The sequence below is a fragment of the Lysobacter sp. A378 genome (genome assembly GCF_054052125.1).
Map to the genome: position 1 here is coordinate 764,731 of NZ_JBSVRK010000001.1, position 21,574 is coordinate 786,304.

Sequence of the window (21,574 nt, forward strand, 5' to 3'; positions counted from 1 at the left end):
GGGGATGCGCGGGACAGTCCATCCCGGCTTGCGCCCCTTTTCAACCGGTTTCGGGGACCCATTTTCTGTCTTGCAGCGACGGCAGTCCAGGCATTCCGCCGGGGCCCATCGCACGGACGACTCGCCGCTCCCTCCCCTTTGCCGCGATGTCCGGATGCAGGAGCCAGCAACACCATGAACAAGACCAACATCCTGTCCCGTACCCTTTTGGCCGTCGTGATCGGCGCCGCCGCTTTCGGCGCTCAGGCCACCGAGCAGCCCGGTTTCTATGCCGGCGTCGGTGCCGGCCAGTCCATCGTCGACGAAGGCATCCTGGATGACGAGGACACCGCGTTCTCGGTATTCGGTGGTTACCAGGTCAACCGCTATTTCGGTATCGAGGCCGGCTACGCCGACTTTGGCGAGATCGAGCCCCGCGGCGTGCCCGGTAACGTCGAGGCCGAAACGGCCTACCTGACCGCCGTCGGCACGCTGCCATTCACCGATAAGTTCTCCGGTTACGCCAAGGCAGGCTTCCATGTCTGGGACGCCGAGGCGCGTATCCCGGGAGTGATCAGTGCGGACGATGACGGCACCGATGCGACATACGGCCTCGGCCTGCAGTACCGCTTCACCGACGCTGTCGCCCTGCGCGGCGAGTACAGCCGGTTCGAGATGGACGATATCGACGTCGACCTGGCCCAGGTGCAGCTGCGGTTTGACTTCTAGGAAGTCTGCGAATCGTTTGTGACGGAGCGGGGATCCAGCGACTTCGGGCCTTTGAGGGCTGAAGTCGCTGGGTTCCCGCTTTTTGCATTACTGTCCGGGGAAAAGCCAGATCCATGTCCGCCCTGACCCATCGCTCGCTGTGATTGAGCGCCACAAGTCTCCACGGTTCAGTGCGTCAGTTCTGCCAGCTGCTCGGGGTGCTTGTTCAACAGGCGGAACAGGTTGACCACGGCCGGGAGTGGGCGGGCCTCTTCGCGCTCATAGCCGCTGAAGGCATTGTTGTGGCCGCAACTCGGTCCGTCGGCATCCCATGAGGCGGCTCGTCGGGGCTGTAATCCGGTACAAGCCAGTGCTGAGATCGACTTGTATCTCTTTTAGATATACAATGCCGGCCTGGCCGCAGGAGCTTGCCCGGGATGCCCTTGATCATCAGTCCCGCCATCCAGTCCAAACTTCTCAAGCGACATGACGTCACCGCGCGCGATGTGGAAGAGTGTTTTGCCAACCGCACGGGCCGCTTGCTGATCGATGACCGCGCCGAGAACCGTACCAATCCGCCGACGCGCTGGTTCATCGCGCAAACACACCACGGACGGTCGCTGAAAATCGTCTTCGTTCAGAGCGGCGAGGACGTGTTCCTGAAGACCGCTTACGGCCCGAATGCGGAAGAGTTGCGTATCTATCGCAAGTTTGGCCAATGAAGCCGACCCTGTTGCTGCTGACCCATTGATGGAGAACACCATGAGCACCACTTCCCGCAAGACTTCCCGCCCCGCGCTACGAGTTGAAGAGTGCGACTGGGAATCGGGCAAGCTCGGTCGCGACGAGGCACACGTGCGCGTGGCCGACTCGTCTGAAGAGGCGGCGCTGGATGAAGCACTTGGCCTGAAACTGATCTCGGTTCGTCTGCAGAGCGCATTGATCAAGGACATGAAGTTGATCGCCGACTACCACGGCATCGGCTACCAGCCATTGATGCGCGACGTGCTCAACCGGTTCGCCCGTACCGAGTTGCACACGATTGCCGAGAACATGGCCAAGACCGAAGCCGCACGCAAGGCCTTGACTGAGCGACCAAAGCGCAAACACGGCTGATTGCGCCCGTACGTTGCTGCTTACGCCTGCTGCGCCGGAGCTGACCGGCAGACGCGATGATCTGCGTAGATAGCGATTGATTTAAGAAGTGTTTTTGATCGAGCGAAGACAGCGCCACGATTGCCTGCCAGGCAACCGACGTCCCTGGGCTCTCGCCTGTGACCGTAGGAAGTCCAGTCGGGCGCGGAGTTTCCTTACGTAATTGTCAGGGGCTGGCTCTTGACAAGATGCATCTACATTTGTACAGATATGCGTACAACTGGAGGTGCGCTATGAACACGATTACCTACAGCGCTGCACGAGCCAAATTGGCCGATACGATGGACCGCGTATGCGGTGACCACGAGCCTGTCATCATCACCCGCAATGGCCAGCAGGCTGTTGTGATGATTGCGCTGGATGATTTCAAAGCGCTTGAGGAAACCGCCTACCTGTTGCGCAGCCCCAGGAACGCTCAGCGTTTGCTCGAGAGCATTGCAGCTCTTGAGTCTGGGAAGGGCAGAGAGCGGAGCTTGGCTGAGTGAAGCTAGTCTTCTCCGAGCAAGCGTGGGAAGACTATTTGTACTGGCAGAAGATCGACAAGAAGCTGGTGCAGCGTATCAACGGCCTGATCAAAGTGATCACCAGGACGCCGCATACAGGCACCGGGAAGCCAGAGCCACTGAGGCATGCGTTGTCCGGTTACTGGTCGCGACGCGTCAATGACGAGCACCGAATCGTCTACAAAGTGGCCGATGATTCTTTGCTTATCGCTCAGTTGCGATATCACTACTGACGGTAGCTAAGTGGGCCGGATCACCGGTTTTCGCGGGTATGCCATACGCGAAGCACGTACAGGCCGGAGGCGTGGATTTCGTAGCGCATTTCGTAATGGCCTACCAGGATGCGGCGGACTTCGCGGGGATCGAACTCATCGAGTCGTTCCCCCAGCCGGGGCTGTTCCCGCAATCGCCATGGCACTGCTATCAGCGCTTGTACGGTGCGAGTCGCCGCGCCGGGGTTGGCAGCCAGCAAAAACCCGTGGAGGCGAGTCACGTCCGACGTCGCCTGGGCAGTCCACTGCAGGTCCATCAACGCGGCGGCGGAAGCGGCTGGTCGCCGGACAGGCTGTCGGCCCAAGCCTGCATCGCCTGGTGGTCAATGACATTGCCGCTGTCGACATCTGCCAAAGCCTCAAGCGTCAGCTGTCGTCGTTCTTCCTCTTGATCGACCCAAGCACTCAATGCCTGCTTGACGATCCACCCGCGCGAGCGTTCCATCCGGGCGGCCAGCAGGTCGACCTTGTCGGCGAGCGGCTGTGGCAGGTGGGCGGTCACTACTTTGGTGTTCATGGATTGGACTCTATGGTTAATCATGTTGAATCATACCGATTTTACTTGACCAGTCCAAAACTGGCGCGGACGCGCAAAAGGACATGGACGCCACAAGGCCGGGTTGCGCAAAGCTGGATGCGATGGCTCGCCGTTGGGAGCTCGAACTGGAAGGGCGGGGCAACCTGACCGGCGGAACTCAAGGGGCCATCAATCAACCGATGGCCACGTGGGCGATGTAGCTGGAGGCGGGTTTCGCCCAGTTGCTTTGCGTTGGCATCCAGGCGTTTCAGTACGCACCGTGGCAGTGTGATGTTGACACGCTCCACGGTGTCATCCAGCAGGGGAAGGATCCGCGGTGCGCGTACGCGTCGCCGGCTTTGGCGCTGCTTGCCGCCCCTGAGTGATCGGCGTAGGGTGTTAAGAGGTAACACCTTTGAGGAAGGTCATGGCGGCGCCCACTACCAGCGTGAAGATCGATCCGGATATCAAGGTCCGGATACAACGGCTCGCGGAAGCAAGGCATCGTTCGAGCCATTGGCTGTTACGCGAAGCGGTCGAGCAGTACGTCGAGCGTGAGGAAAAGCGCGAGAGTTTCCGTCAGGCGGGACTTGCGGCATGGGCGGCCTACCAAGAGACGGGTCTGCACGTGACAGCGGCGGAAGCGGATGCCTGGATGGCCAAGCTTGAATCGGGCAAGGATGCGGATATGCCGGAATGTCACGGCTGAAGTGGACGTCCGACGCGCTGGGGGACATTGCGCGGCTGCACGCCTTCCTGGAGGCGAAAAGCCCGGATGCCGCGCGACGAGCGATCCGGGTGATCCGTGAGGGTGTGGGGGTCTTGACGCAGCATCCAGAAGCCGGGCGCCCCACGCCTGAAATGGCACCGGAGTTCCGCGAGTGGCTGGTCGAGTTTGCAGCGGGTGGTTATGTGGTGTTGTATCGCTACGACGGTCGCGAGGTGGTCGTGTTAGCGGTACGGCATGTGCGCGAGGCAGGGTACTGAAACCTGATCACTGCAACTCCTCTGATCCCGGCGTCGAATATCTACTTGCATATCGGCCTCCATCTACAGCGTGGGGTCGGACTGATCGGGCGACCATTGCCAGAACGTGGCGCCGTAGCTGCTGCCATCTATCACGGGGAACGCGTCGCCCTGCTTGAAGTAGCGACGGCTGCCTTGCTTGGCGGGAGTGAACCAGTAGCCGGTACGTGGGCAGGCCTCGTTGGCTGGGACACGCAGAGGCGCGGATTCGATCGGGCCAAGGCCTTCCTCGAATGGGATTGATTCGCCTGGCACACGCTCAATCAAAGTCCACGACGTGGGGCGCTTTTCCGAGATCGGGACCTTCTGCCAGACAACACCATTCTCGTCGATGCTCTCATCAATACGGATCAAGTGCCGGGCTTTGGGTGCCTTGTCGCCGGTGACCAGCAGCGAGGCGCAGCTGCGATCGATGTCCGGCAAATAGATGCCGCTCTTCGGAATCGGCTCACCAGTCGCGACCTGTACTGACGAATTGAGATGGTAACGCGACCAGCGTTGCGGCGGCTCCAGTGGACCAAAGCTACCCTCCGAGTAGCGCTCCGTGAGAGTACCTGGGTTCCAGTAACGATCAATCGTATTCGTCACCATGCTTGCCGGCCGGAGCGTGTCCCCAAGAAGGTCCCAGAACTTGTCACTGCCTCCCTGCACCACCGCTGTCACCTGCGGTTCGTCCATCCAGGTCCAGTCGTGCTCGATGATACCGCGGTGGTCGCTGCCGACTTCAGATGCTGCTCCGAGTCCGTTGAGCTCACCATGCGACACCATGATGTACCCCTCGCACAGGCTCCTCAGCGTGCTGCGCATGTTCGGCAATACGCTCTCCCCCCAGACCACATCCGGCTGCCGGCTCAGATGACGGCTGCGATAGTCCGGCGGCAGGTTGTTGACGAATGCGTCAAGGCACTGCTCGGCGTACTTGATCGTCGCCTCGTAGTTGTCGCGGACCGCCCGAAAGTAGTCGAGGGTGCTGAAGCGTTCCAGCAGATACACCTCTTGTGGAATCAGTGGTGTTGCCATGATCAGTCCTTGCTTGCATACAGATTGTTCTTCAGCACCGGCACGCCGACCAGGCTGAGCGGCTCACCGGCCAGACTACGGTAGCCCCACCCGGTGGCGTGACGTTGGCCCAAGTAGGCGACATCCAGATCGGCAGGATCGAGCACGATCTGACGCGCTCCGCCTTCGAGTACATATTCGGCTCGCTTGGTCGTGGGGTTTTTGTACGCCTGCGACGCCACCGTTCCTTCCCAAGCCTTCAAACCTTTGCCCGGCGGCACGGTGTAGGTGACGTACTCGCCGTTGCTGTTCCATTCGGCCTTGACCGCGAACCGGCGCCGCCACTCGGCCTTGCTCTTGAGCTGGTCGAACTCAGACTTGGTCATCCAGCAGATCGAGTTGTCGTACGATTTTGGATCGACGATGCGGTACAGCACCGTGCCGGGCGGGTAGGCGACGGCGTTGAGCGTGCCGTGGAAGGTCTTGTAACCCCCTTTGGTCGGCCCCTTCACCGTGTCGCCCATGTCGGGATACCCCAGCCTTCCCGGCGGAGCATCTTCTAACGCGTCATACGAGAGGTCGCTTCCCTCATCCACCCAGTCGGGCTTGTCTCGCCTGAACGTCTCCAACTCGGCTTCGTTGGCGGGACGCTTGAAGAAATGCGGATTGATCGAATTGACCCGTGCCCGATAGGCCTGGTCGGCCTCGACGTCCAGCCGCCGCGCGACGCGATCCAGCCAGTTCGTCACCGGCCGCAGCACCTTGGCCAACTGCGTATTGGCTGCCCTGCGGATGGTCAACACCATCTGCAGCAGTTGTCCGGCTTGACTGCCCATCGCAGCCGAGCCCCAGCGCTGGATCAAGTCCACCAGATCACGCAGTGCCGACACGATCTCGTCAAAGGCTTTGGTCAGAAGCGAAACGTTGAGCGCGCCGGCAACTTCGCGCACCTTCCCGGCCAACCATTTGTATGGGTTGTCCAATTTCATGAACCGGAGGGTGGCGCGCACGGCCGGCGTGTCCAGGTGTTTGTTGAGCTTGCCGATGCCCACGTCCACCCAGTAGGAAGTGTGCTTCCACAGGTCGGTATCGACAGTGTTCTTGGCAACCCGGATCGTGGCTTTGCGGCTAGAGGCGACCAGAATCTTGAAGCAGCCCTTGGCCAGTGAGCCCAAGACGGGAATCAGCCCGATCAGGGTGATGGTCAAGCCGATCCATGCCCACGTGTTGGACGTGTCTTCGTTGATCTTCCTGCAGTTGGCAACTACATCACGCACGTCGCAGAGCTGATCGACGCCGGGGATCATCGAGACCACCATGCCTGTAATCATCTGGGCGTTGCTTTGCTCCTCGTTGAAGTCGCCTTGCAGCACCTCCCAGATCCACTCGGCTGCCGCTGCAAGACTCTCGCCTGCACTGTCGATCCATTCGGCCGGCGCGGATGTGAACCACGCGAGCGCGTTTTCCAGTTCGTCCCACTCCATGTTCGGTTGTCCTTAACCTAACTTTGCAATTGCAGCTTGCATGATCGATCTGGTCGGCTTCCACGGCTCATCGTCCAATGGTTTGCGCGGCTCGTACTCCACTCGTTCGGCCTTCTCAGGCACATTCTCATGCCGCGCGTGGCCGCCGGCATCGAGCTTGCCCTTGATCGTTTGACCGCCTTCGAAAAATATCGTGTAGCCCTGTCCTGCGAACGGCTGGTTGTCTGCGTCGCGATGATTGACTTCGATCCAGTTGTCCAGTTTAAGTTTGCTATCCGGCAATGCCGCCAACATCGCCGCCGCACTCGCCCCACCCCGAAACGGCACCTGCCCGGCCTTCACCGTGAAGTTGCCCGGGCAGGCGAACTTGATGTCGCCGCCTTCCAGGGTGATCTGGGTCTGACCCGCCTGCAGGACGATCTTCTGCTTCGCCAGTACGTCGATGCGTTCGTCGGTGGCGGTGATGGTGACGGATTGGTCGGCCAGTAGTTCCAATGGGCCGGAGTGGGCCTGCAGAGTCACCGGGCCGTTGGCGGCGATCGCCTTGATCGGGCCGTGCTGGGCGAACAGGGCGACGTGGCCGCCGCTGACGCCGGCAAAGGTGTGGCCGGCCGCCATATGGGTGTCTTGTTGGCTGGTCAGGTGGGTGTTGCCGCCGGCGTAGGCCAGGGCGCTGTTGGGCGTGGTCAGTGCGATGGCGTCGGGGGATTCTGCCAGTAGCAGCGGCGTCGCGAACTTCTCGACGGCGTCGCCGCCGTCACGGGCGCTGGCGTTTGGCTTGGTGGCGCTTTGGCCGTTGACGGTGGCCGGGTGCTTGCCGTCCTGCTCGGGGTCCAGCGCGGTGATCAGGTCGGTCTGGGCGGGGTTGGCGGCCAGCGCGGCGACTTCGCTGCCTTGGGCGGCGTCGCTCAGGGCTTGCGCGGTGCGCTCGGCGCCCTTGAGTTGGGCCAGCGCGTCGGACGTGTCCAACTGGGTCGAGGTGGCGTTGCTTCTTGCGGTGGTCGACAGCAACACGCCCTGACCGGCGCGCAGGTTGGCCCAGCCGAGGGTGGCCAGGTCGAAGCCCTGCCCACGAAGCTCGCCGCGGCGGGCGTTATTGGGGTCGATCAGGTAGCCGAGTTCCAGCCGGCTGTCGGCGAGGCTGGTGTGCAGGCGCTGGCGCAGCTGACCGCTGGCATCGTCCATCAGCCATTGCTGGGTGCCGCTGCCGTCGAGTGATTGGCTGTGCAGGCCGCTGAGGGTACCGGGATGGTTGCTGGCATCGGCCAGGGCGAACGGTGGGGGAATCGCACCGTTGTAGAGCTGGCCGACGATCACGGGCTGGTCGATGTCGCCATGCAGGAACTCGACCAGCACCTCGCTACCGATACGCGGCAGGGCGTGGCTGCCCCAGTTGGGACCGGCCTGCCATTCCGATACCCGCACCCAGGTGCCGCTGCTGTGGTCGCCGGGGGCGTGGCCGTCGGGGTGGGTGCTGGAGCCGGTCTCGGTGAGGCCGCCGCGGTTGGGGGCGACGCCGCGTTGCCACGGGAACTGGATGCGGACCTGGTGGTCGCGGGTGGAGGTGATGCTGGCATCGGGCAGGCCGACCACGTGGGCGGTCTGCAGGCCATGCACGGTCGGTCGGGGCCGCGAGACCGGAACGATGGGGGTGTCGGCGGTGACCGCCAGGAAGCGGTTGCGGTAGCTGCCGCGCTCCAGGTCGCCGCTGCCGGTGAATGCGCTGTCGAGCAGGGCGACGATGCCGCTGCCCAGGTTGTTGGCGGCGATGTGCTCGATCACCAGCGGGAGGAAGCGCTGGTCGGATAGGCCGGGATGCTGGGACAGGGTGAAGACGAACCCGGGCGCCAGTCCACGACCGCTGCCGGTGCCCGCATGCAGGCGCTGCGGCAGGCGCAAGGCATCAAGTTGCAGCGCGGCGGCGAGGTCGGCATGCGTGCGCACGGCAAAACGGCCGGCGCGCGGGACGGTGTAGACCTCGCGAGTCGGCAGGTGCGGGCCGGCGGGGTTGGTGGTCAGGCTGGCTGCGGTGGCTTCGACCTGCTCGGCTTGCCAGCTGGCGGTGGTGAAGGCGTTGGTGGTGGCTTGGCGCTGCTCTGTGAAGTGGTTGATCGCGTCACGCGACTCGGCGGCATCGCTGCGGTGGAAGCGCAACGTGGCCGGGCTGGCGGCAGGGGGTTCGGCGTCGCGGTCGAAAATCACCAGGGTGTGGGTGGTGGCCGGGCCGGAGTGTTCGAAGCGCCAGGCAAGGCCGGCGTCGGCCAGCAGGCGGAATACGAAGGCGTGGTCGGTCTCGCGGTATTGGGTGGTGGTGGGGTAGCACGCCAGTGACTGGTTGGCGTCGACCCGGAAGGCGGCTTGCGGGTAGTCGGCGAGAACCCGCTCGACCACGCCCAGCGCGTCCAGGTTCTGGAACACCAGTGCGTTGCGGCGCAGTTTCAGGAATGCGGTCCACGGCTCCATCGTCAGCCGATAACGGGCCAGGCCGCCGTCGCTGCCAAGCGGCGCCACCTGGGTGCAGTAGCCGTGCCAATGGCGATGTGACCCGTCGGCCTGCCGCAAGCGTAGCGCCAGCGGTTGCCCGATCAGTGCCTTGGCGTCCAGGAACGCCGACATCGACAGGCAGTCGATGTTGAAGGTGAAGTCGTCGCAGACCGATTCGCGGCCGTCGAAACGTTCGACCACCAGCGCGCCGGACGGCGCGGTGTCGATCTCGATCAGGCGGGTGTCTTGCGACAGCAGCGTCGACCATCGCCGGGCGGTTGCTGCGAGTGACTGGATATCCGTATCCATGGTTTCCATCCTTGGTTCAGTCGATGCCGAGTTTCTTCAGCTTGTAGCGCAATGCGCGGAAAGTGATGCCCAGCGCGGCGGCGGTACGGGTCTTGTTGTAGCGGTTTTCCTGCAGGGCGTGGTTGATCGCGGCGCGCTCGATCTCCTCGATATACGAGGGCAGGGCGCTGGTTGCGGTATCGCGCGGGTCGATGGTGCGCGGGTCGATGCCGGCCGCTGCCGCGGCGGTCTGCGGGGCCTGCGGGTGGGAGATGCCGGGGTGCTGGGGATTGCCAGGTGGGTTGCTGAAGCCGGAATGTTGCGGCAGCGACAGGTCGGCGGCGGTCAGGCTGCCGCCATCGGTCAACGCCATGGCGCGTTCGAGGATGTTCTCCAGTTCACGTACGTTGCCGGGGAAATGGTATTGCCCCAGCGCCGCCACGGCATCGGCGCTCAGGCTTGGCGTTTGGCAGCCCAGGTCGGCGGACAGACGCTGGAGGATCTTGGCCGACAGGCCGGGCAGGTCCTCCCGTCGGCCGCGCAGCGGTGGCACGTGCAGCTCGATGACGTTGATGCGGTAGTACAGATCCTGGCGGAAGCGGCCATCGGCCACCATGCGCGCGAGGTCCTTGTGGGTGGCCGACAGGATGCGCACATCGACCGGAATCTCGGCGTTGGCACCAACCGGCTTGATCGATTTTTCCTGGATCGCGCGCAGCAACTTGACCTGCATCGCCAGTGGCAGCTCGGCAACCTCGTCCAGGAACAAGGTGCCGCCGTCGGCGCTCTGGAACAGGCCCGGCTTGTCGGCGTGGGCGCCGGTAAAGCTGCCCTTCTTGTGGCCGAAGAACTCGCTTTCCATCAACTCCGAAGGGATCGCGCCGCAGTTGACCGGCACGAACGGGCTGGCACCGCGGCCCCCTTCGGAATGGATGGTGCGGGCGACCAGCTCCTTGCCGACGCCGGACTCGCCGGCGATGTAGACCGGAGCCTGGCTGCGGGCGACCTTGGTGATGGTATGGCGCAGGCTGACCATCGCCGGCGACTCGCCGTACAGGCGGGTGGCGACGGCTTCCGGGTTGTGGACGGGAGCCGGCTTGTCCTTCAGCTCCAGGGCGTGGCGGACCAGGTCGCGCAACACCGACAATTCCACCGGCTTGGCGACGAAGTCGAATGCGCCGGCCTTGAGTGCCTCCACGGCCGAGTCGACATTGCCGAATGCGGTGATCATCGCGACCGGGGTGTCGGGGTGGCGGTGGGCGATCTCCGCGACCAGGTCCAGACCCGAGCCATCCGGCAGCCGCATGTCGGTCAGGCACAGGTCGTACTGGTTGCGTGCCAGTTGGGCCCGGGCGTCAGACAGGCTGGATGCGGTGTCGCACCGCAGGCCCATCCGTCCCAGGGTCATGACCAGCAACTCGCGGATGTCGCGCTCGTCGTCGATCACCAATGCGCTGCGGGTGTCTGTCATTGCTCCTCCGGTCATGGTGACAGCTTAATCGATCATGACCGCTGGCGGCGCGGATTGCCGTGAGTACCGTTATCGGGCACACGCTTGTCCGTGCCGGTGGACGACAGGCGCAGGCGGAAGCAACTGCCGCCGGCCGGCAGGGCGATGTGGTCAAGCGAGGCCTGGTTGGCGCGCGACAACTCGCGGGCGATGTACAGCCCCAGCCCGGTGCCATGGCCGGAGGTGGTGAAAAAGGGCCGGAACAACTGCTGCGCCACGCGCTCGGGGATCCCCGGGCCACGGTCGGTGACGTCGATGACCGGGTGCTGATGGCTGTCCAGGTACACATGCAGGGTCACCCGCGCCGGTTCGCCCGGGATGCGTCCGTAGGTCAGGGCGTTGTGGACCAGCACGGTGAGGATCTGGTGCAGCTGGCGCGGGTCGACCAGCGCGGCAATCCGGGGCAATTCGCTGGTCGTCAACAAACTGTCCTGTTCCAGGGGGTGCCCGGCGCGATAGTCCTCAACGAAATGGCGGGTCATGCCAATCAGCTCGATGTAGTCGGGCTTGGCCGGGTCACGGCGCGCCATACCGAGCACGTTCTCGACGATGCCGTTCATGCGTTGACCCTGCTGGCGGATGATCTGCAGCAGGCGACGGTCGGCGGTGGCGACGTCGTCGGATTCCTCCAGCAGTTGCACGGCGTAGTTGATCGCCGCCAGCGGGTTGCGGATCTCGTGGGCGAGGCTGGCGGAGAAGCGCCCAAGGGTGGCCAGGGTCATCGATTCGGCGCGCCGCGAGACCAGTGAGGTGTCGTCAAGGAACACCAGGGTCTGGTCGCTGCCGGCCAGCAGGCGGGTGAAACGCGGCACCACCTCGTTCTGGTCGGCGGCGACCAATAGCGGGTCCTCGTTGGCCTTGCCGGTTTCGCGCCAACTGGCCAGGCGCTTGGCCAGCTCGGGCAGGGCCATGCCCAGGTCGCGGTTGCCTTCACCGGCATCACCCAGCAGCAGGTTGGCGGCTTCGTTGGCCAGCTGTACCCGGTTGTGGCCGTCGACCAGCAGCACGCCGGTGCGCAACCGGCGGATGATCAGCTCGTTGACCTCGGTCAGGTGGGCGGTCTGCACGCCGCGGTGCTCGGCCAGGTCGTAGCTGTCGCGCATCTGCCGGCCCAGCACGCTGGTGGTGGTGGCAATGGCGAGGTAACCGACGGCGAACATCAGCGGCTCAGCCAGGGCGCGGTCGCTGGCTTCCAGTGCCACGCTCCACAGGTGTTCGCCGATAATCCCGCCCACCGCGAGGAATGCCGCCGCCAGTCCCAGCCGCGCCGGCAGCAGCAACGCGGCGGCGCCCACGTTGAACATCAGCATCAACGCAATGCCGGTGCCTACCGCAGGGATGGCGTGGATGGCCAGCAGGCCGAAAAACAGGTCGCAGGCGATCCCGGTCAAAGCCTGGTTGCGAAGCTCGCCGCGATTGCGGAATGCAAACAGCAGCGCCGACAGGAAGACATACGACAGCGCGCCCGCCTGCGCGACCAGCTGGTGCCGGGGCGGGTCGATCATGTCGGCGACCGGGCCAAACAACACCAGCACCAACAACGACGCTTCCAGCAGCCGGTACAGGGTGCACAGGTACAGCTCACGGCGCAGTGCGTTGTCGGCGTCTTCGGCCGGGATGGCGGCGATGGTCAGTGGCAAGCGCGAGTCCCCGTTGCGGTCACGCGGAGTATAGGCAGATCGACCGGGGCTTCCAGATTGCGGGCGCCGATGGTCGATGACAGTATCGGACGAACCAAGGGGAAGTGACGTCGTTGTGGTGTCGTGCGCCCGGGCGACAGTGGCGCGGCCTTGATATGGATGTGGGGATGGGGATGGGGATGGGGATGAAACGTTTTCTGAAATGGGCGGCCGTGGCAACCGGAGCGGTAGTCATGGTGGTTATTGGCTTGTACGTGATCTCGCGGGCACTGGGTCCGAGTGACCAGCACGAGCGCGCACTGGCGTTGATGAGCGACCGCGAGCCGGTCACCGGAACCAACGCGTTTGCGGCGCTATGGCTGATGCCCTATGACGTGCCGCCCGACCAGGTCGCGGCGATCGCGGCCACTGATGGGCGGCGGTTCAATGCCTTGTCCGCTCCCAACGGACAGCCCGTCGACGCTGGATCGACGATGGCGAATTTTGCCAGCGTGGCGCAGGGACAGTTCACGCGGCGGTCGCGCGATGAAAGCGACTTGCCGATGTCGTGCCTGGCGGACCCGGTGGCCTGCCTGCAGCACGTCAGCGCCAGGGAGGCGGACTACCAAGGCTGGCGCACGCACAATCGGGCATTGATCGAGCGTGCGGCACTGGACGGGACCGATTACTACCGCAATCCGTTCGAGCCGGCCATTTATCGCCCGTCGCCGAACTTCAGTGTCGGCGCGCGGGCGCGCCGGGCCAGTCAGGCGCTGGACTTCGTTACCGGCGACCGCGAGGCGGCATTTTCCGGCGTCTGCCACGACATCAATACCTGGCGGCGTCTGGGTACGAACGCGGACACTCTGCTCGGGAAGGGGATAGCGTCCGGCTTTGTTGATGGCTCTTTGAGGATGTTCGCTGAAATGCTGGCGCGCGCGCCAGCCGGCGAATCACTGCCCCCCATCTGTGGGGCCGCCCTGGCACCGCCACGGCCGCAGGAACTGTCGATGTGCGAAGTGATGAAGGGCGAGTTTGCCTTCATGCGGGCCGGGCTGGCGGCGGCGGGTTTTCCTGACAGCAACCTGTTGTATGACCGCGAGGGCACCTATATGCGCAGCGCCGCCATCATGGCGGTGGGCTGCGATGAAGCGACCGAGCGCGCGATTGTCAACGACCGCCCGTTACCGCCGTCGGCACTGCCGGCAGCATTCGACTTCAGCTGCATCCGCAATCCGGTTGGCTGCATATTGACCCACATCTCGGGCCCGGCTTATCAGGACTACCTGAAAAATGCCCAGGACACCGGCGCGAAGATGCGGCTGGGCTCGACGGTGTACTGGTTGCAGACCCATCCCGACGACCGCCGGCCGTTGGCCGAGCGACTGGCGGCACGACCGGCGGAGCTGCACAGCCCGCAGCACCTGATCGAGATCGTCAACGGTGGGCAGGCCCTGCGCATCGCGCTGCAGCAAGGCAGCGGGCGCCATTGGGACCTGCCGCTGTCCGCGCCGGCAGGGCAGCCAAGCGCCACCGCCGGAGCACACTAGGGAATCGCTGAACAATTGCCGTCATTCCCGCGAAGGCGGGAAGCGCTTCACAACAGTCCAAAGGGCTGGTCATCCATGGACTTTGATATTCAGGCACGTAACGTCCATGGATCCCCGCCTTCGCGGGGATGACGAACAAAAGCCGAGTGCCCCAGAGCCTCTGCTTTCAATGACTTGAGGTCAGCAGGCGGACGGTTTTTGCTCACCCCGCCGCGATCGGCGACAATACTTGGCCCCCTCGCGCCGCGCCGTTTTTCGGTGGCCTCCGCGTGGGACGTCTTCCACTCCCCTCGGTGACGCATGAATTTTCACGAATACCAGGCAAAGCAGCTGTTTGCCGACTACGGCATTGCGGTGCCGGCCGGGCGCATTGCGCGCACTCCGGAAGAAGCGGTCGAAGCGGCCAAGTCCATCCCCGGCGACCTGTGGGTCGTCAAGGCGCAGATCCATGCCGGTGGTCGCGGCAAGGCCGGCGGCGTCAAGCTCGCCCGGTCGTATGACGAAGTAAAACAGTACGCCGCGGCGATGCTGGGCACCAAGATGGAAACCTACCAGACCGCTGGCGTCGAGTTGCCGATCGACACCGTGCTGGTGTGCGAAGGCACCGATATCGACAAGGAGCTGTACCTGTCGGTGCTGGTCGACCGCAGCACGCAGACGGTGACCTTCATCGCGTCGGCCGAAGGCGGCATGGAGATCGAGCAGGTCGCCCGCGAAAAGCCCGAGGCGATCAAGACCATCCACGTCAACTACGTGGAAGGACTGCAGCCCTACCAGTGCCGCGCGCTCGGCTTCGACATGGGCCTGACCTCCAAGCAGTCCAACCAGCTGACCAAGATCATGATGGGGCTGTTCAAGCTGTTCCACGAGAAGGACCTGGCGCTGGTCGAGCTGAACCCGCTGGCAATCCTCACCGATGGCAACCTGGCGGTGCTGGACGGCAAGATCAACTCCGATGACAGCGCCACCTTCCGCCACGCCGACCTGGCCCAGATGCGCGACATCCGCCAGGAAGACGAGGCCGAGGTCAAGGCCAGCCAGCACGACCTGAACTACGTGACCATGGACGGCAACATCGGTTGCATGGTCAACGGCGCGGGCCTGGCAATGGCGACGATGGACGTGATCTCGCTCAACGGCGGCTCGCCGGCGAACTTCCTGGACGTTGGCGGCGGCGCCACCAAGGAGCGCGTGACCGAGGCGTTCAAGCTGATCCTGTCGAGCGACGACGTGAAGGCGATCTTCGTCAACATCTTCGGCGGCATCGTGCGTTGCGACATGATTGCCGAGGGCATCATCGCGGCGGTCAAGGAAGTCGACGTCAAGGTGCCGGTGATCGTGCGCCTGGCCGGTACCAACGTGGAAGCGGGCAAGGAGTTGCTGAAGAACTCCGGCCTTGCCATCACGCCGGCCGACGACATCAACGACGGCGCGCGCAAGGCCGTTGCCGCCGTTGCCGCCTGACACCCTCACCAGGATTCGATACACATGAGCGTTTTGATCAACAAGAACACCAAGGTGATCGTGCAGGGCTTCACCGGCTCGCAGGGAACCTTCCACGCCGAGCAGATGCTCGACTACGGCACCCAGGTCGTGGGTGGCGTGACCCCGGGCAAGGGCGGCACCACGCACCTGAACCTGCCGGTCTTCAACACCGTCGCCGATGCCGTCGACCAGACCGGCGCCGATGCGTCGGTCATCTACGTGCCGCCGGCCTTTGCCGCCGACGCGATCCTGGAAGCGGCCGATGCCGGCATCACCGTCATCGTGTGCATCACCGAGGGCATTCCGGTGCTGGACATGCTGCGGGTCAAGAACGTGCTGAACGACTACGACGATGTCGTGTTGATCGGCCCGAACTGCCCCGGCGTGATCACTCCCGGCGAGTGCAAGATCGGGATCATGCCCGGCCACATCCACACCGTCGGCAAGATCGGCATCGTCAGCCGTTCCGGCACCCTGACCTACGAAGCGGTCAAGCAGACCACCGACGTGGGCCTGGGCCAGTCGACCGTCATTGGTATTGGCGGCGACCCGATCCACGGCCTGGACTTCATCGATTGCCTGAAGCTGTTCCAGGACGATGAGCAGACCGAAGGCATCATCATGGTCGGCGAGATCGGCGGCAGCGCCGAGGAAGAAGCGGCCGAGTTCATCGCCCAGTACGTGACCAAGCCTGTGGTGGGTTTCATCGCCGGTGCCAGCGCCCCGGAAGGCAAGCGCATGGGCCACGCCGGTGCGATCGCCTCGGGCGGCCAGGGCACCGCGGCGGGCAAGTTCGCCGCGATGGAGAAGGCCGGCGTGACCACGGTCAAGTCGCCGGGCGACCTGGGCGCGGCGATTGCGAAGCGGTTGGCGAAGTAAGCCAGACCGCAGGTAACGAGAAAAAGGCCACCTTCGGGTGGCCTTTTTTGTGTGGGCGAGCCGATCTGATTTTTCCCCCTCTCCCGCTTGCGGGAGAGGGCTGGGGTGAGGGCGCTTGCAGCCAAGGTCCACTGGCACCTTTTTTTCCGCGTGCCCTCATCCGCCCTTCGGGCACCTTCTCCCGCAGGCGGGAGAAGGGAAGTTGCGCCCGGCCCGCAGGATTGCCACGATCACCGTCATATTCATCGAAGGAGCGCAAGGATGCGCGAAGGGCAGAAACGTAATTTCGCGCGTGGGTTGCGTGCGACGATGACCGATGCCGAGCGGAAGGTCTGGTATCAGCTGCGAGATCGCAGGCTGTTGGACGCCAAATTCAGGCGGCAATTCCCGATCGGTCGGTATGTCGTGGATTTCGTCTGTCTCGATGCCGGTTTGATCGTCGAGATCGACGGTGGCCAGCACAATGGCTCCATGCATGACGCGATCCGCGACCGGTTCCTTCGCGAGCAGGGCTTTAGCCTGCTCCGGTTCTGGAACAATGACGTCTTGAGCGACATCGGACCGGTGCTGGCGTGCATCTGCGAAGCACTGGTTCACACTCCACATCCGGCAGAGGACTGACATGGCCCAACCCATCCGCATCGCGCTCGCGCAGTTCGACTTTCCGGTCGGCGCGGTCGAGGACAACGCCAACCGGATCGTCGCGTTCATCGGCCAGGCGCGCGATGAGTACGGGGCCGATCTGGTGCTGTTCCCCGAGTTGGCACTGTCTGGCTATCCACCGGAGGACTTGCTGCTGCGTCCGGGCTTCCTGGCCGACTGCGATACGGCGATGCGGCGGATCGCGCGCGCGGCCACCGGGATCACCGCGGTGGTGGGTTGGCCGGAAACGGCCGGGTCGGTGGTCTACAACGCGGCCAGCGTCCTGCGCGATGGGCGCATCGAGCGGACCTACCGCAAGCGTGAGTTGCCCAATTACGCGGTGTTCGACGAGCGGCGGTATTTCGTGGTCGACCCGGACGGGGGTGACTGCGTGTTCGAGCTCAACGGGATCCGGCTGGGATTGTTGATCTGCGAGGATTTGTGGTTCCAGGAGCCGCTCGCCTCCACGATTGCCGCCGGCGCGGAGCTGGTGTTGTCGATCAATGCCTCGCCGTTCGAACGCGACAAGCACGGCCGGCGTGTCGCGTTGCTGGAGGAAGCGACCCGCGGTAGCGGCGTGCCGATTGCCTACCTCAACGGGGTCGGCGGCCAGGATGCGGTGGTGTTTGATGGTGATTCGATGGTGGCTGATGGCGACGGCCATGTGCATCCGCCGGCGGCGGCGTTCCAGGAGCAATGGCTGGTGGTCGATTTCGACCCGGTGCAGCGCCGTTTCCAGCCGGTGCTGTGGCCGCACGACGGCGATGAAAGCCGGGATGCGCTGGCTTGGCGCGCGGTGGTGTGTGGGACCCGGGACTATTGCCGGAAAAATGGCTTCGGCAAGGTCTGGCTGGGCTTGTCGGGTGGGCTGGATTCGGCCGTGTGCCTGGCCATCGCGGTGGATGCGCTGGGTGCGGAAAACGTCACCGCCGTGCGGATGCCGTCGCGCTACACCGCCGATCTGTCCAACGACCTGGCGGCCGAGCAGTGCGAGCGGCAGGGTGTGCGGTTGTTGACGGTGCCGATAGAGAAGCCGTTCCAGGGCTACCTGGAGGCGCTGGCCGAGTTGTTCGAAGGAGAGCCGGCCGACACCACCGAGGAGAACCTGCAGTCGCGGACCCGTGGCGGGATCCTGATGGCGTTGAGCAACAAGTTCGGCGGCTTGCTGCTGACCACCGGCAACAAGAGCGAGTACGCGGTCGGCTACGCGACCATCTATGGCGACATGGCCGGCGGTTACGCGCCGTTGAAGGACCTGTACAAGACCGAGGTGTTCGAGTTGGCGCGCTGGCGCAATACGGTCGGCGACAGCAGCGATGGGGTCGGAGTCATCCCGGTCGGGGTGATCGAGCGGCCGCCATCGGCCGAGTTGCGTGCCGACCAGACGGACCAGGACTCGTTGCCGCCCTACGACGTGCTTGACGCGATCCTGGTGCGCTACGTGGACCAGGAACAATCGCGCGACGAGATCATCGAAGCCGGCTTCGATGCCGCCACCGTCGACAAGGTATTGCGGCTGGTGCGGATCAGCGAATGGAAGCGCCACCAGGCCGCGCCCGGGCCGAAGGTGTCACGCCGCGCGTTCGGTCGCGAGCGCCGCTACCCCATCAGCAACGGGTACAAGGGATAGCGGGGTCCCCATTAGTTGTCGAGCGCGGACTTCTCGCCGGCAAACGGGTTCAGCTTGCGCCAGTCGCTGGGGAAGTCGGGCCAGTTTCCGCTCAGGTACGGATGGTCGGGTTCGTTCTGGGCCAGCACCCGGCGCGCATCGGCGGCGAGGGTCTCGTTGCCCAATCCCTCGTAAGCGGATGCCAGCGTCGCGACGGCGTCGTTCTGGTAGATGCTCTCGGGATAGGTTTCCAGCAGGTAGGTCGCACGATCGGCAGCGGCGACGTACGCAGTGCGGCGCAAGTAGTACAGGGCCGTTTCCAGCTCGTGGCGTGCGAAGGTGTCGCGCAGATCGGCCATGCGTTTGTGCGCATCGGCGGCAAAGCGGCTATTGGGATAACGGCTGGTGACGATCGAGAAGTCGTTGTAGGCCTGGGTCGGGGTGGCCAGGTCGCGCCGGCTGGCGTCCAGCCGCCAAACCTTCTGCAGGAACACCGCGTCGCGGTTGGAGTTCACCAACCCGCGCAGGTAGTACATGTAGGCGATGTTGCGGTGGGTCGGGTAGGTCCGGATGAAGCGGTCGATGCTGCTGATCGCCTCCTCGTGCGCGCCGGACTTGTACTGCGCGTAGGCGGTTTCCATGAACGCCTGCTCGGTGTACGGGCCATACGGGTACTGGGCGATGAGGCCGCGGAAGGTCGTCGCGGCGCTTGACCAGTTGCCGTGGGTCATCGCGGTATGGGCCTTCTCGTACAACTGCTCTACCGGCGCGTTCTCCGGGGCGTCCTTCTTCTTGAACATTGAGCAGCCGGTGCCGACAAACAGCACAACCAGCATCAGCGAAAACAGGCGAATTGAGGCGGAACGATCAGTCATGGTCGGGATCAACGGGCGCCGGAGGCACGAAGCGCCGATAATAGCAGTCCCGCGCCGTGTGCCCTTAACCGTGTCCATCCAATGAGCCAACCTGCCATCTCCCTGCAGGCCGTCGTGCCTGATGCCGCCGCCGGACGTCGCTTCGATGCGGTGCTGGCCGAACTGTTCCCGTCGTATTCGCGCAGCCGGCTGGCCAGCTGGATCAAGTCCGGGGAAGTCCTGCTGGACGGGCGTGAAGCGCGCCCGCGTGACCCGGTCCGCGGTGGCGAATCGGTTGTCCTGCATGCGGTGCCCGAGGTCCAGACCCGTTCCGAGGCCGAGGATATTCCGCTGCGGATTTTGTTCGAGGACGAGCATGTGATCGTGATCGACAAGCCGGCGGGCCTGGTGGTGCATCCGGGCGCGGGCAACCCGGACGGCACTCTGGTCAACGCGCTGCTGTTCCGGCACCCGGAGCTGAACGCGCTGCCCCGGGCGGGCATCGTGCATCGTCTCGACAAGAACACCTCGGGGGTAATGGTGGTTGCGCGCAGCCTGGTCGCGCATACCGCGCTGGTCGCCCAGTTGTCGGCGCGTGACGTGCACCGGCAATACCTGGCCGTGGTGTCGGGTGCGCTGGTCTCGGGCGGAACCGCGAACGCGCCGATCGACCGCCACCCGCGCGACCGGATCCGGATGGCAGTGCGCGACGACGGCCGCGACGCGATCACCCATTACCGCCTGCGTGAACGCTTCCGCGCCCACACCTTGCTGGAGTGCCGCCTGGAAACCGGTCGTACCCACCAGATCCGGGTGCACATGGCACACCTGAAGCACCCGATCATCGGCGACTCGTTGTATGGCGGGTCGCTGAAGCTCCCGCGCGGCGCCAACGAGGCGCTGGTGACTGCCCTGAAAGGCTTCAAGCGCCAGGCGTTGCACGCCGAGACGCTGGAATTCGTGCATCCGGTGAGTGGTGAGCCGGTGCGGTGCAGTGCGCTGATGCCGCCTGATATGCAGGCGCTGGTGAAGGCGCTGCAGGATGACACCCACGAAGCGGCTGAGCGCGAGCGCTGAGTGAAAAACTCACCACTGCTGCCGGCGGACTGGGCCGCGCCAACCGGGGTGCACGGGTTCACGACGCTGCGTCATGGCGCCGGGTCGTCGCTGCCGCCGTTCGACCGCTTCAACCTGGGCAACAAGAATCCGACGGATGGCGACGATCCGGCGACGGTCGAGGCCAACCGGGCAGCGCTGGTCACCGTTGCCGGACTGCCGGCAGCGCCGGTATGGATGCGGCAGGTGCATGGAACGGCGGTGTTTCGTGCTGGTCCGGACATGAACATGAACATGGACGCGGACATGGGCGCGGATGCCGGGGCGCCAGAAGCTGATGCCGCCGTCACCTCCGTCCCCGGCACAGTCCTGGCAATCCTCACCGCCGACTGCCTGCCGGTGTTGTTCTGCGCCGATGACGGCCGTGAAATCGGCGCCGCCCACGCCGGCTGGCGCGGGTTGGCGGCCGGCGTGCTGGAAGCGACGGTCGCGGCGATGGAGACCGCGCCCGGGGGATTGATCGCCTGGCTCGGCCCGGCGGCAGGGCCGCAGCGCTACGAGGTCGGGGCCGAGGTGTACGACGCCTTCGTCTCGCAGGATGGCGCCGCCGGCAATGCGTTCATCGGCACCCGGCCGGGTCACTGGCATGTCGACTTGTACGCGTTGGCGCGGCGTCGACTGGAACAGGCCGGACTCGGCGCCGACCGGATCTTTGGCGGCGGCCTGTGCACGATCGCCGAGCCGCAACGGTTCTATTCGCACCGCCGCGACCAGCGGACCGGCCGGATGGCCTCGCTGGTATGGATGGAGCCGACACGCTAGCGTGATGTCCCGCAAGTTTTTGCTCGTCATCCTCGCGAAGGCGGGGATCCATGGACTTTGATCGTCCGGCTTAACGTCCATGGGTTCCCGCCTGCGCGGGAATGACGGCAATCGCGGGAATGACGGCAATGGT

The 21,574-nt window shown here is 64.5% G+C and carries 24 protein-coding genes; 14 read left to right on the forward strand and 10 right to left on the reverse strand.

Features of this window, described 5'->3' with window-relative positions:
• Nucleotides 1–174: 174 nt before the first annotated feature.
• Nucleotides 175–708 (forward strand): outer membrane beta-barrel protein, encoded by a 534-nt coding sequence (locus ACW7G1_RS03395; protein ID WP_456978345.1) that lies wholly within the window; start codon nucleotides 175–177, stop codon nucleotides 706–708.
• A 167-nt stretch (nucleotides 709–875) separates the two neighbouring features.
• Here ACW7G1_RS03395 and ACW7G1_RS03400 read toward each other — a convergent pair whose 3' ends face one another.
• Nucleotides 876–1,067: a type II toxin-antitoxin system MqsA family antitoxin gene (locus ACW7G1_RS03400; RefSeq protein ID WP_456978832.1), complete on the reverse strand. Its 192-nt coding sequence runs from the start codon at nucleotides 1,065–1,067 to the stop codon at nucleotides 876–878.
• A 57-nt stretch (nucleotides 1,068–1,124) separates the two neighbouring features.
• Here ACW7G1_RS03400 and ACW7G1_RS03405 point away from each other — a divergent pair, with 57 nt between their 5' ends.
• From ACW7G1_RS03405 to ACW7G1_RS03420, 4 genes are all read left to right on the forward strand, one after another.
• Nucleotides 1,125–1,409, forward strand: coding sequence for a DUF4258 domain-containing protein (locus tag ACW7G1_RS03405; RefSeq protein WP_456978346.1), 285 nt, complete (start codon nucleotides 1,125–1,127; stop codon nucleotides 1,407–1,409).
• Between the two features lie 40 nt (nucleotides 1,410–1,449).
• Nucleotides 1,450–1,803: a hypothetical protein gene (locus ACW7G1_RS03410; protein ID WP_456978347.1), complete on the forward strand. Its 354-nt coding sequence runs from the start codon at nucleotides 1,450–1,452 to the stop codon at nucleotides 1,801–1,803.
• 272 nt (nucleotides 1,804–2,075) lie between these two features.
• Entirely contained in the window at nucleotides 2,076–2,327 is a 252-nt protein-coding gene (locus ACW7G1_RS03415; RefSeq protein ID WP_456978348.1) for a type II toxin-antitoxin system Phd/YefM family antitoxin, read from the forward strand.
• Nucleotides 2,324–2,578, forward strand: a complete 255-nt coding sequence (locus ACW7G1_RS03420; protein WP_456978349.1) for a Txe/YoeB family addiction module toxin — start codon at nucleotides 2,324–2,326, stop codon at nucleotides 2,576–2,578. Before ACW7G1_RS03415 ends, ACW7G1_RS03420 begins: the two co-directional genes overlap by 4 nt.
• A gap of 20 nt (nucleotides 2,579–2,598) precedes the next feature.
• On the opposite strand, the gene ACW7G1_RS03425 is transcribed toward ACW7G1_RS03420, so the two are convergent.
• The 3 genes from ACW7G1_RS03425 to ACW7G1_RS03435 are packed head-to-tail and all read right to left on the reverse strand — an operon-like array spanning nucleotide 2,599 to nucleotide 3,547.
• On the reverse strand, nucleotides 2,599–2,874 hold the full coding sequence (locus ACW7G1_RS03425; RefSeq protein ID WP_456978350.1) for a type II toxin-antitoxin system RelE/ParE family toxin: 276 nt from the start codon (nucleotides 2,872–2,874) through the stop codon (nucleotides 2,599–2,601).
• Nucleotides 2,874–3,134 carry a CopG family ribbon-helix-helix protein gene (locus ACW7G1_RS03430; RefSeq protein ID WP_456978351.1) on the reverse strand — a complete coding sequence of 87 codons (261 nt, stop codon included), beginning with the start codon at nucleotides 3,132–3,134 and terminating at the stop codon, nucleotides 2,874–2,876. The genes ACW7G1_RS03425 and ACW7G1_RS03430 overlap by 1 nt, the downstream gene beginning before the upstream one ends.
• A gap of 41 nt (nucleotides 3,135–3,175) precedes the next feature.
• Nucleotides 3,176–3,547, reverse strand: coding sequence for a type II toxin-antitoxin system HicB family antitoxin (locus ACW7G1_RS03435; protein ID WP_456978352.1), 372 nt, complete (start codon nucleotides 3,545–3,547; stop codon nucleotides 3,176–3,178).
• A 35-nt stretch (nucleotides 3,548–3,582) separates the two neighbouring features.
• On the opposite strand from ACW7G1_RS03435, the gene ACW7G1_RS03440 reads away from it, so the two are divergent.
• On the forward strand, nucleotides 3,583–3,843 hold the full coding sequence (locus ACW7G1_RS03440; protein ID WP_456978353.1) for a CopG family ribbon-helix-helix protein: 261 nt from the start codon (nucleotides 3,583–3,585) through the stop codon (nucleotides 3,841–3,843).
• The gene (locus tag ACW7G1_RS03445) at nucleotides 3,831–4,121 is read left to right on the forward strand and encodes a type II toxin-antitoxin system RelE/ParE family toxin (protein WP_456978355.1); all 291 of its coding nucleotides are present in this window, start codon (nucleotides 3,831–3,833) and stop codon (nucleotides 4,119–4,121) included. Before ACW7G1_RS03440 ends, ACW7G1_RS03445 begins: the two co-directional genes overlap by 13 nt.
• 63 nt (nucleotides 4,122–4,184) lie before the next feature.
• Here ACW7G1_RS03445 and ACW7G1_RS03450 read toward each other — a convergent pair whose 3' ends face one another.
• From ACW7G1_RS03450 to ACW7G1_RS03470, 5 genes are read right to left on the reverse strand one after another with little or no spacing between them, the layout of a single operon-like run.
• Nucleotides 4,185–5,180 carry a hypothetical protein gene (locus tag ACW7G1_RS03450; protein WP_456978356.1) on the reverse strand — a complete coding sequence of 332 codons (996 nt, stop codon included), beginning with the start codon at nucleotides 5,178–5,180 and terminating at the stop codon, nucleotides 4,185–4,187.
• A 2-nt stretch (nucleotides 5,181–5,182) separates the two neighbouring features.
• Entirely contained in the window at nucleotides 5,183–6,643 is a 1,461-nt protein-coding gene (locus ACW7G1_RS03455) for a hypothetical protein (protein WP_456978357.1), read from the reverse strand.
• Between the two features lie 12 nt (nucleotides 6,644–6,655).
• Nucleotides 6,656–9,436 carry a type VI secretion system Vgr family protein gene (locus ACW7G1_RS03460; protein ID WP_456978358.1) on the reverse strand — a complete coding sequence of 927 codons (2,781 nt, stop codon included), beginning with the start codon at nucleotides 9,434–9,436 and terminating at the stop codon, nucleotides 6,656–6,658.
• Nucleotides 9,437–9,452: 16 nt separating this feature from the next.
• A complete protein-coding gene (locus tag ACW7G1_RS03465; RefSeq protein ID WP_456978359.1) occupies nucleotides 9,453–10,886 on the reverse strand; it encodes a sigma-54-dependent transcriptional regulator in 1,434 nt (477 codons plus the stop codon).
• Nucleotides 10,887–10,918: 32 nt separating this feature from the next.
• On the reverse strand, nucleotides 10,919–12,559 hold the full coding sequence (locus tag ACW7G1_RS03470; RefSeq protein ID WP_456978833.1) for a sensor histidine kinase: 1,641 nt from the start codon (nucleotides 12,557–12,559) through the stop codon (nucleotides 10,919–10,921).
• Nucleotides 12,560–12,750: 191 nt separating this feature from the next.
• Here ACW7G1_RS03470 and ACW7G1_RS03475 point away from each other — a divergent pair, with 191 nt between their 5' ends.
• The 5 genes from ACW7G1_RS03475 to ACW7G1_RS03495 all read left to right on the forward strand — a co-directional run bounded on the left by ACW7G1_RS03475 (nucleotide 12,751) and on the right by ACW7G1_RS03495 (nucleotide 18,730).
• Nucleotides 12,751–14,094 (forward strand): hypothetical protein, encoded by a 1,344-nt coding sequence (locus ACW7G1_RS03475; protein WP_456978360.1) that lies wholly within the window; start codon nucleotides 12,751–12,753, stop codon nucleotides 14,092–14,094.
• A gap of 300 nt (nucleotides 14,095–14,394) precedes the next feature.
• A complete protein-coding gene (gene sucC / locus ACW7G1_RS03480) occupies nucleotides 14,395–15,558 on the forward strand; it encodes an ADP-forming succinate--CoA ligase subunit beta (protein ID WP_456978361.1) in 1,164 nt (387 codons plus the stop codon).
• A gap of 24 nt (nucleotides 15,559–15,582) precedes the next feature.
• Nucleotides 15,583–16,458: a succinate--CoA ligase subunit alpha gene (gene sucD / locus ACW7G1_RS03485; protein WP_456962344.1), complete on the forward strand. Its 876-nt coding sequence runs from the start codon at nucleotides 15,583–15,585 to the stop codon at nucleotides 16,456–16,458.
• Between the two features lie 261 nt (nucleotides 16,459–16,719).
• Nucleotides 16,720–17,079, forward strand: a complete 360-nt coding sequence (locus ACW7G1_RS03490; RefSeq protein WP_456978362.1) for an endonuclease domain-containing protein — start codon at nucleotides 16,720–16,722, stop codon at nucleotides 17,077–17,079.
• Between the two features lies 1 nt (nucleotide 17,080).
• Nucleotides 17,081–18,730 (forward strand): NAD+ synthase, encoded by a 1,650-nt coding sequence (locus tag ACW7G1_RS03495; protein WP_456978363.1) that lies wholly within the window; start codon nucleotides 17,081–17,083, stop codon nucleotides 18,728–18,730.
• A gap of 11 nt (nucleotides 18,731–18,741) precedes the next feature.
• On the opposite strand, the gene ACW7G1_RS03500 is transcribed toward ACW7G1_RS03495, so the two are convergent.
• Entirely contained in the window at nucleotides 18,742–19,584 is an 843-nt protein-coding gene (locus ACW7G1_RS03500; protein ID WP_456978364.1) for an outer membrane protein assembly factor BamD, read from the reverse strand.
• Between the two features lie 81 nt (nucleotides 19,585–19,665).
• Here ACW7G1_RS03500 and rluD point away from each other — a divergent pair, with 81 nt between their 5' ends.
• Nucleotides 19,666–20,640, forward strand: a complete 975-nt coding sequence (gene rluD / locus ACW7G1_RS03505) for a 23S rRNA pseudouridine(1911/1915/1917) synthase RluD (RefSeq protein WP_456978365.1) — start codon at nucleotides 19,666–19,668, stop codon at nucleotides 20,638–20,640.
• Nucleotides 20,641–21,441, forward strand: a complete 801-nt coding sequence (pgeF, locus tag ACW7G1_RS03510) for a peptidoglycan editing factor PgeF (protein ID WP_456978367.1) — start codon at nucleotides 20,641–20,643, stop codon at nucleotides 21,439–21,441.
• The last annotated feature ends 133 nt before the right edge of the window (nucleotides 21,442–21,574 follow it).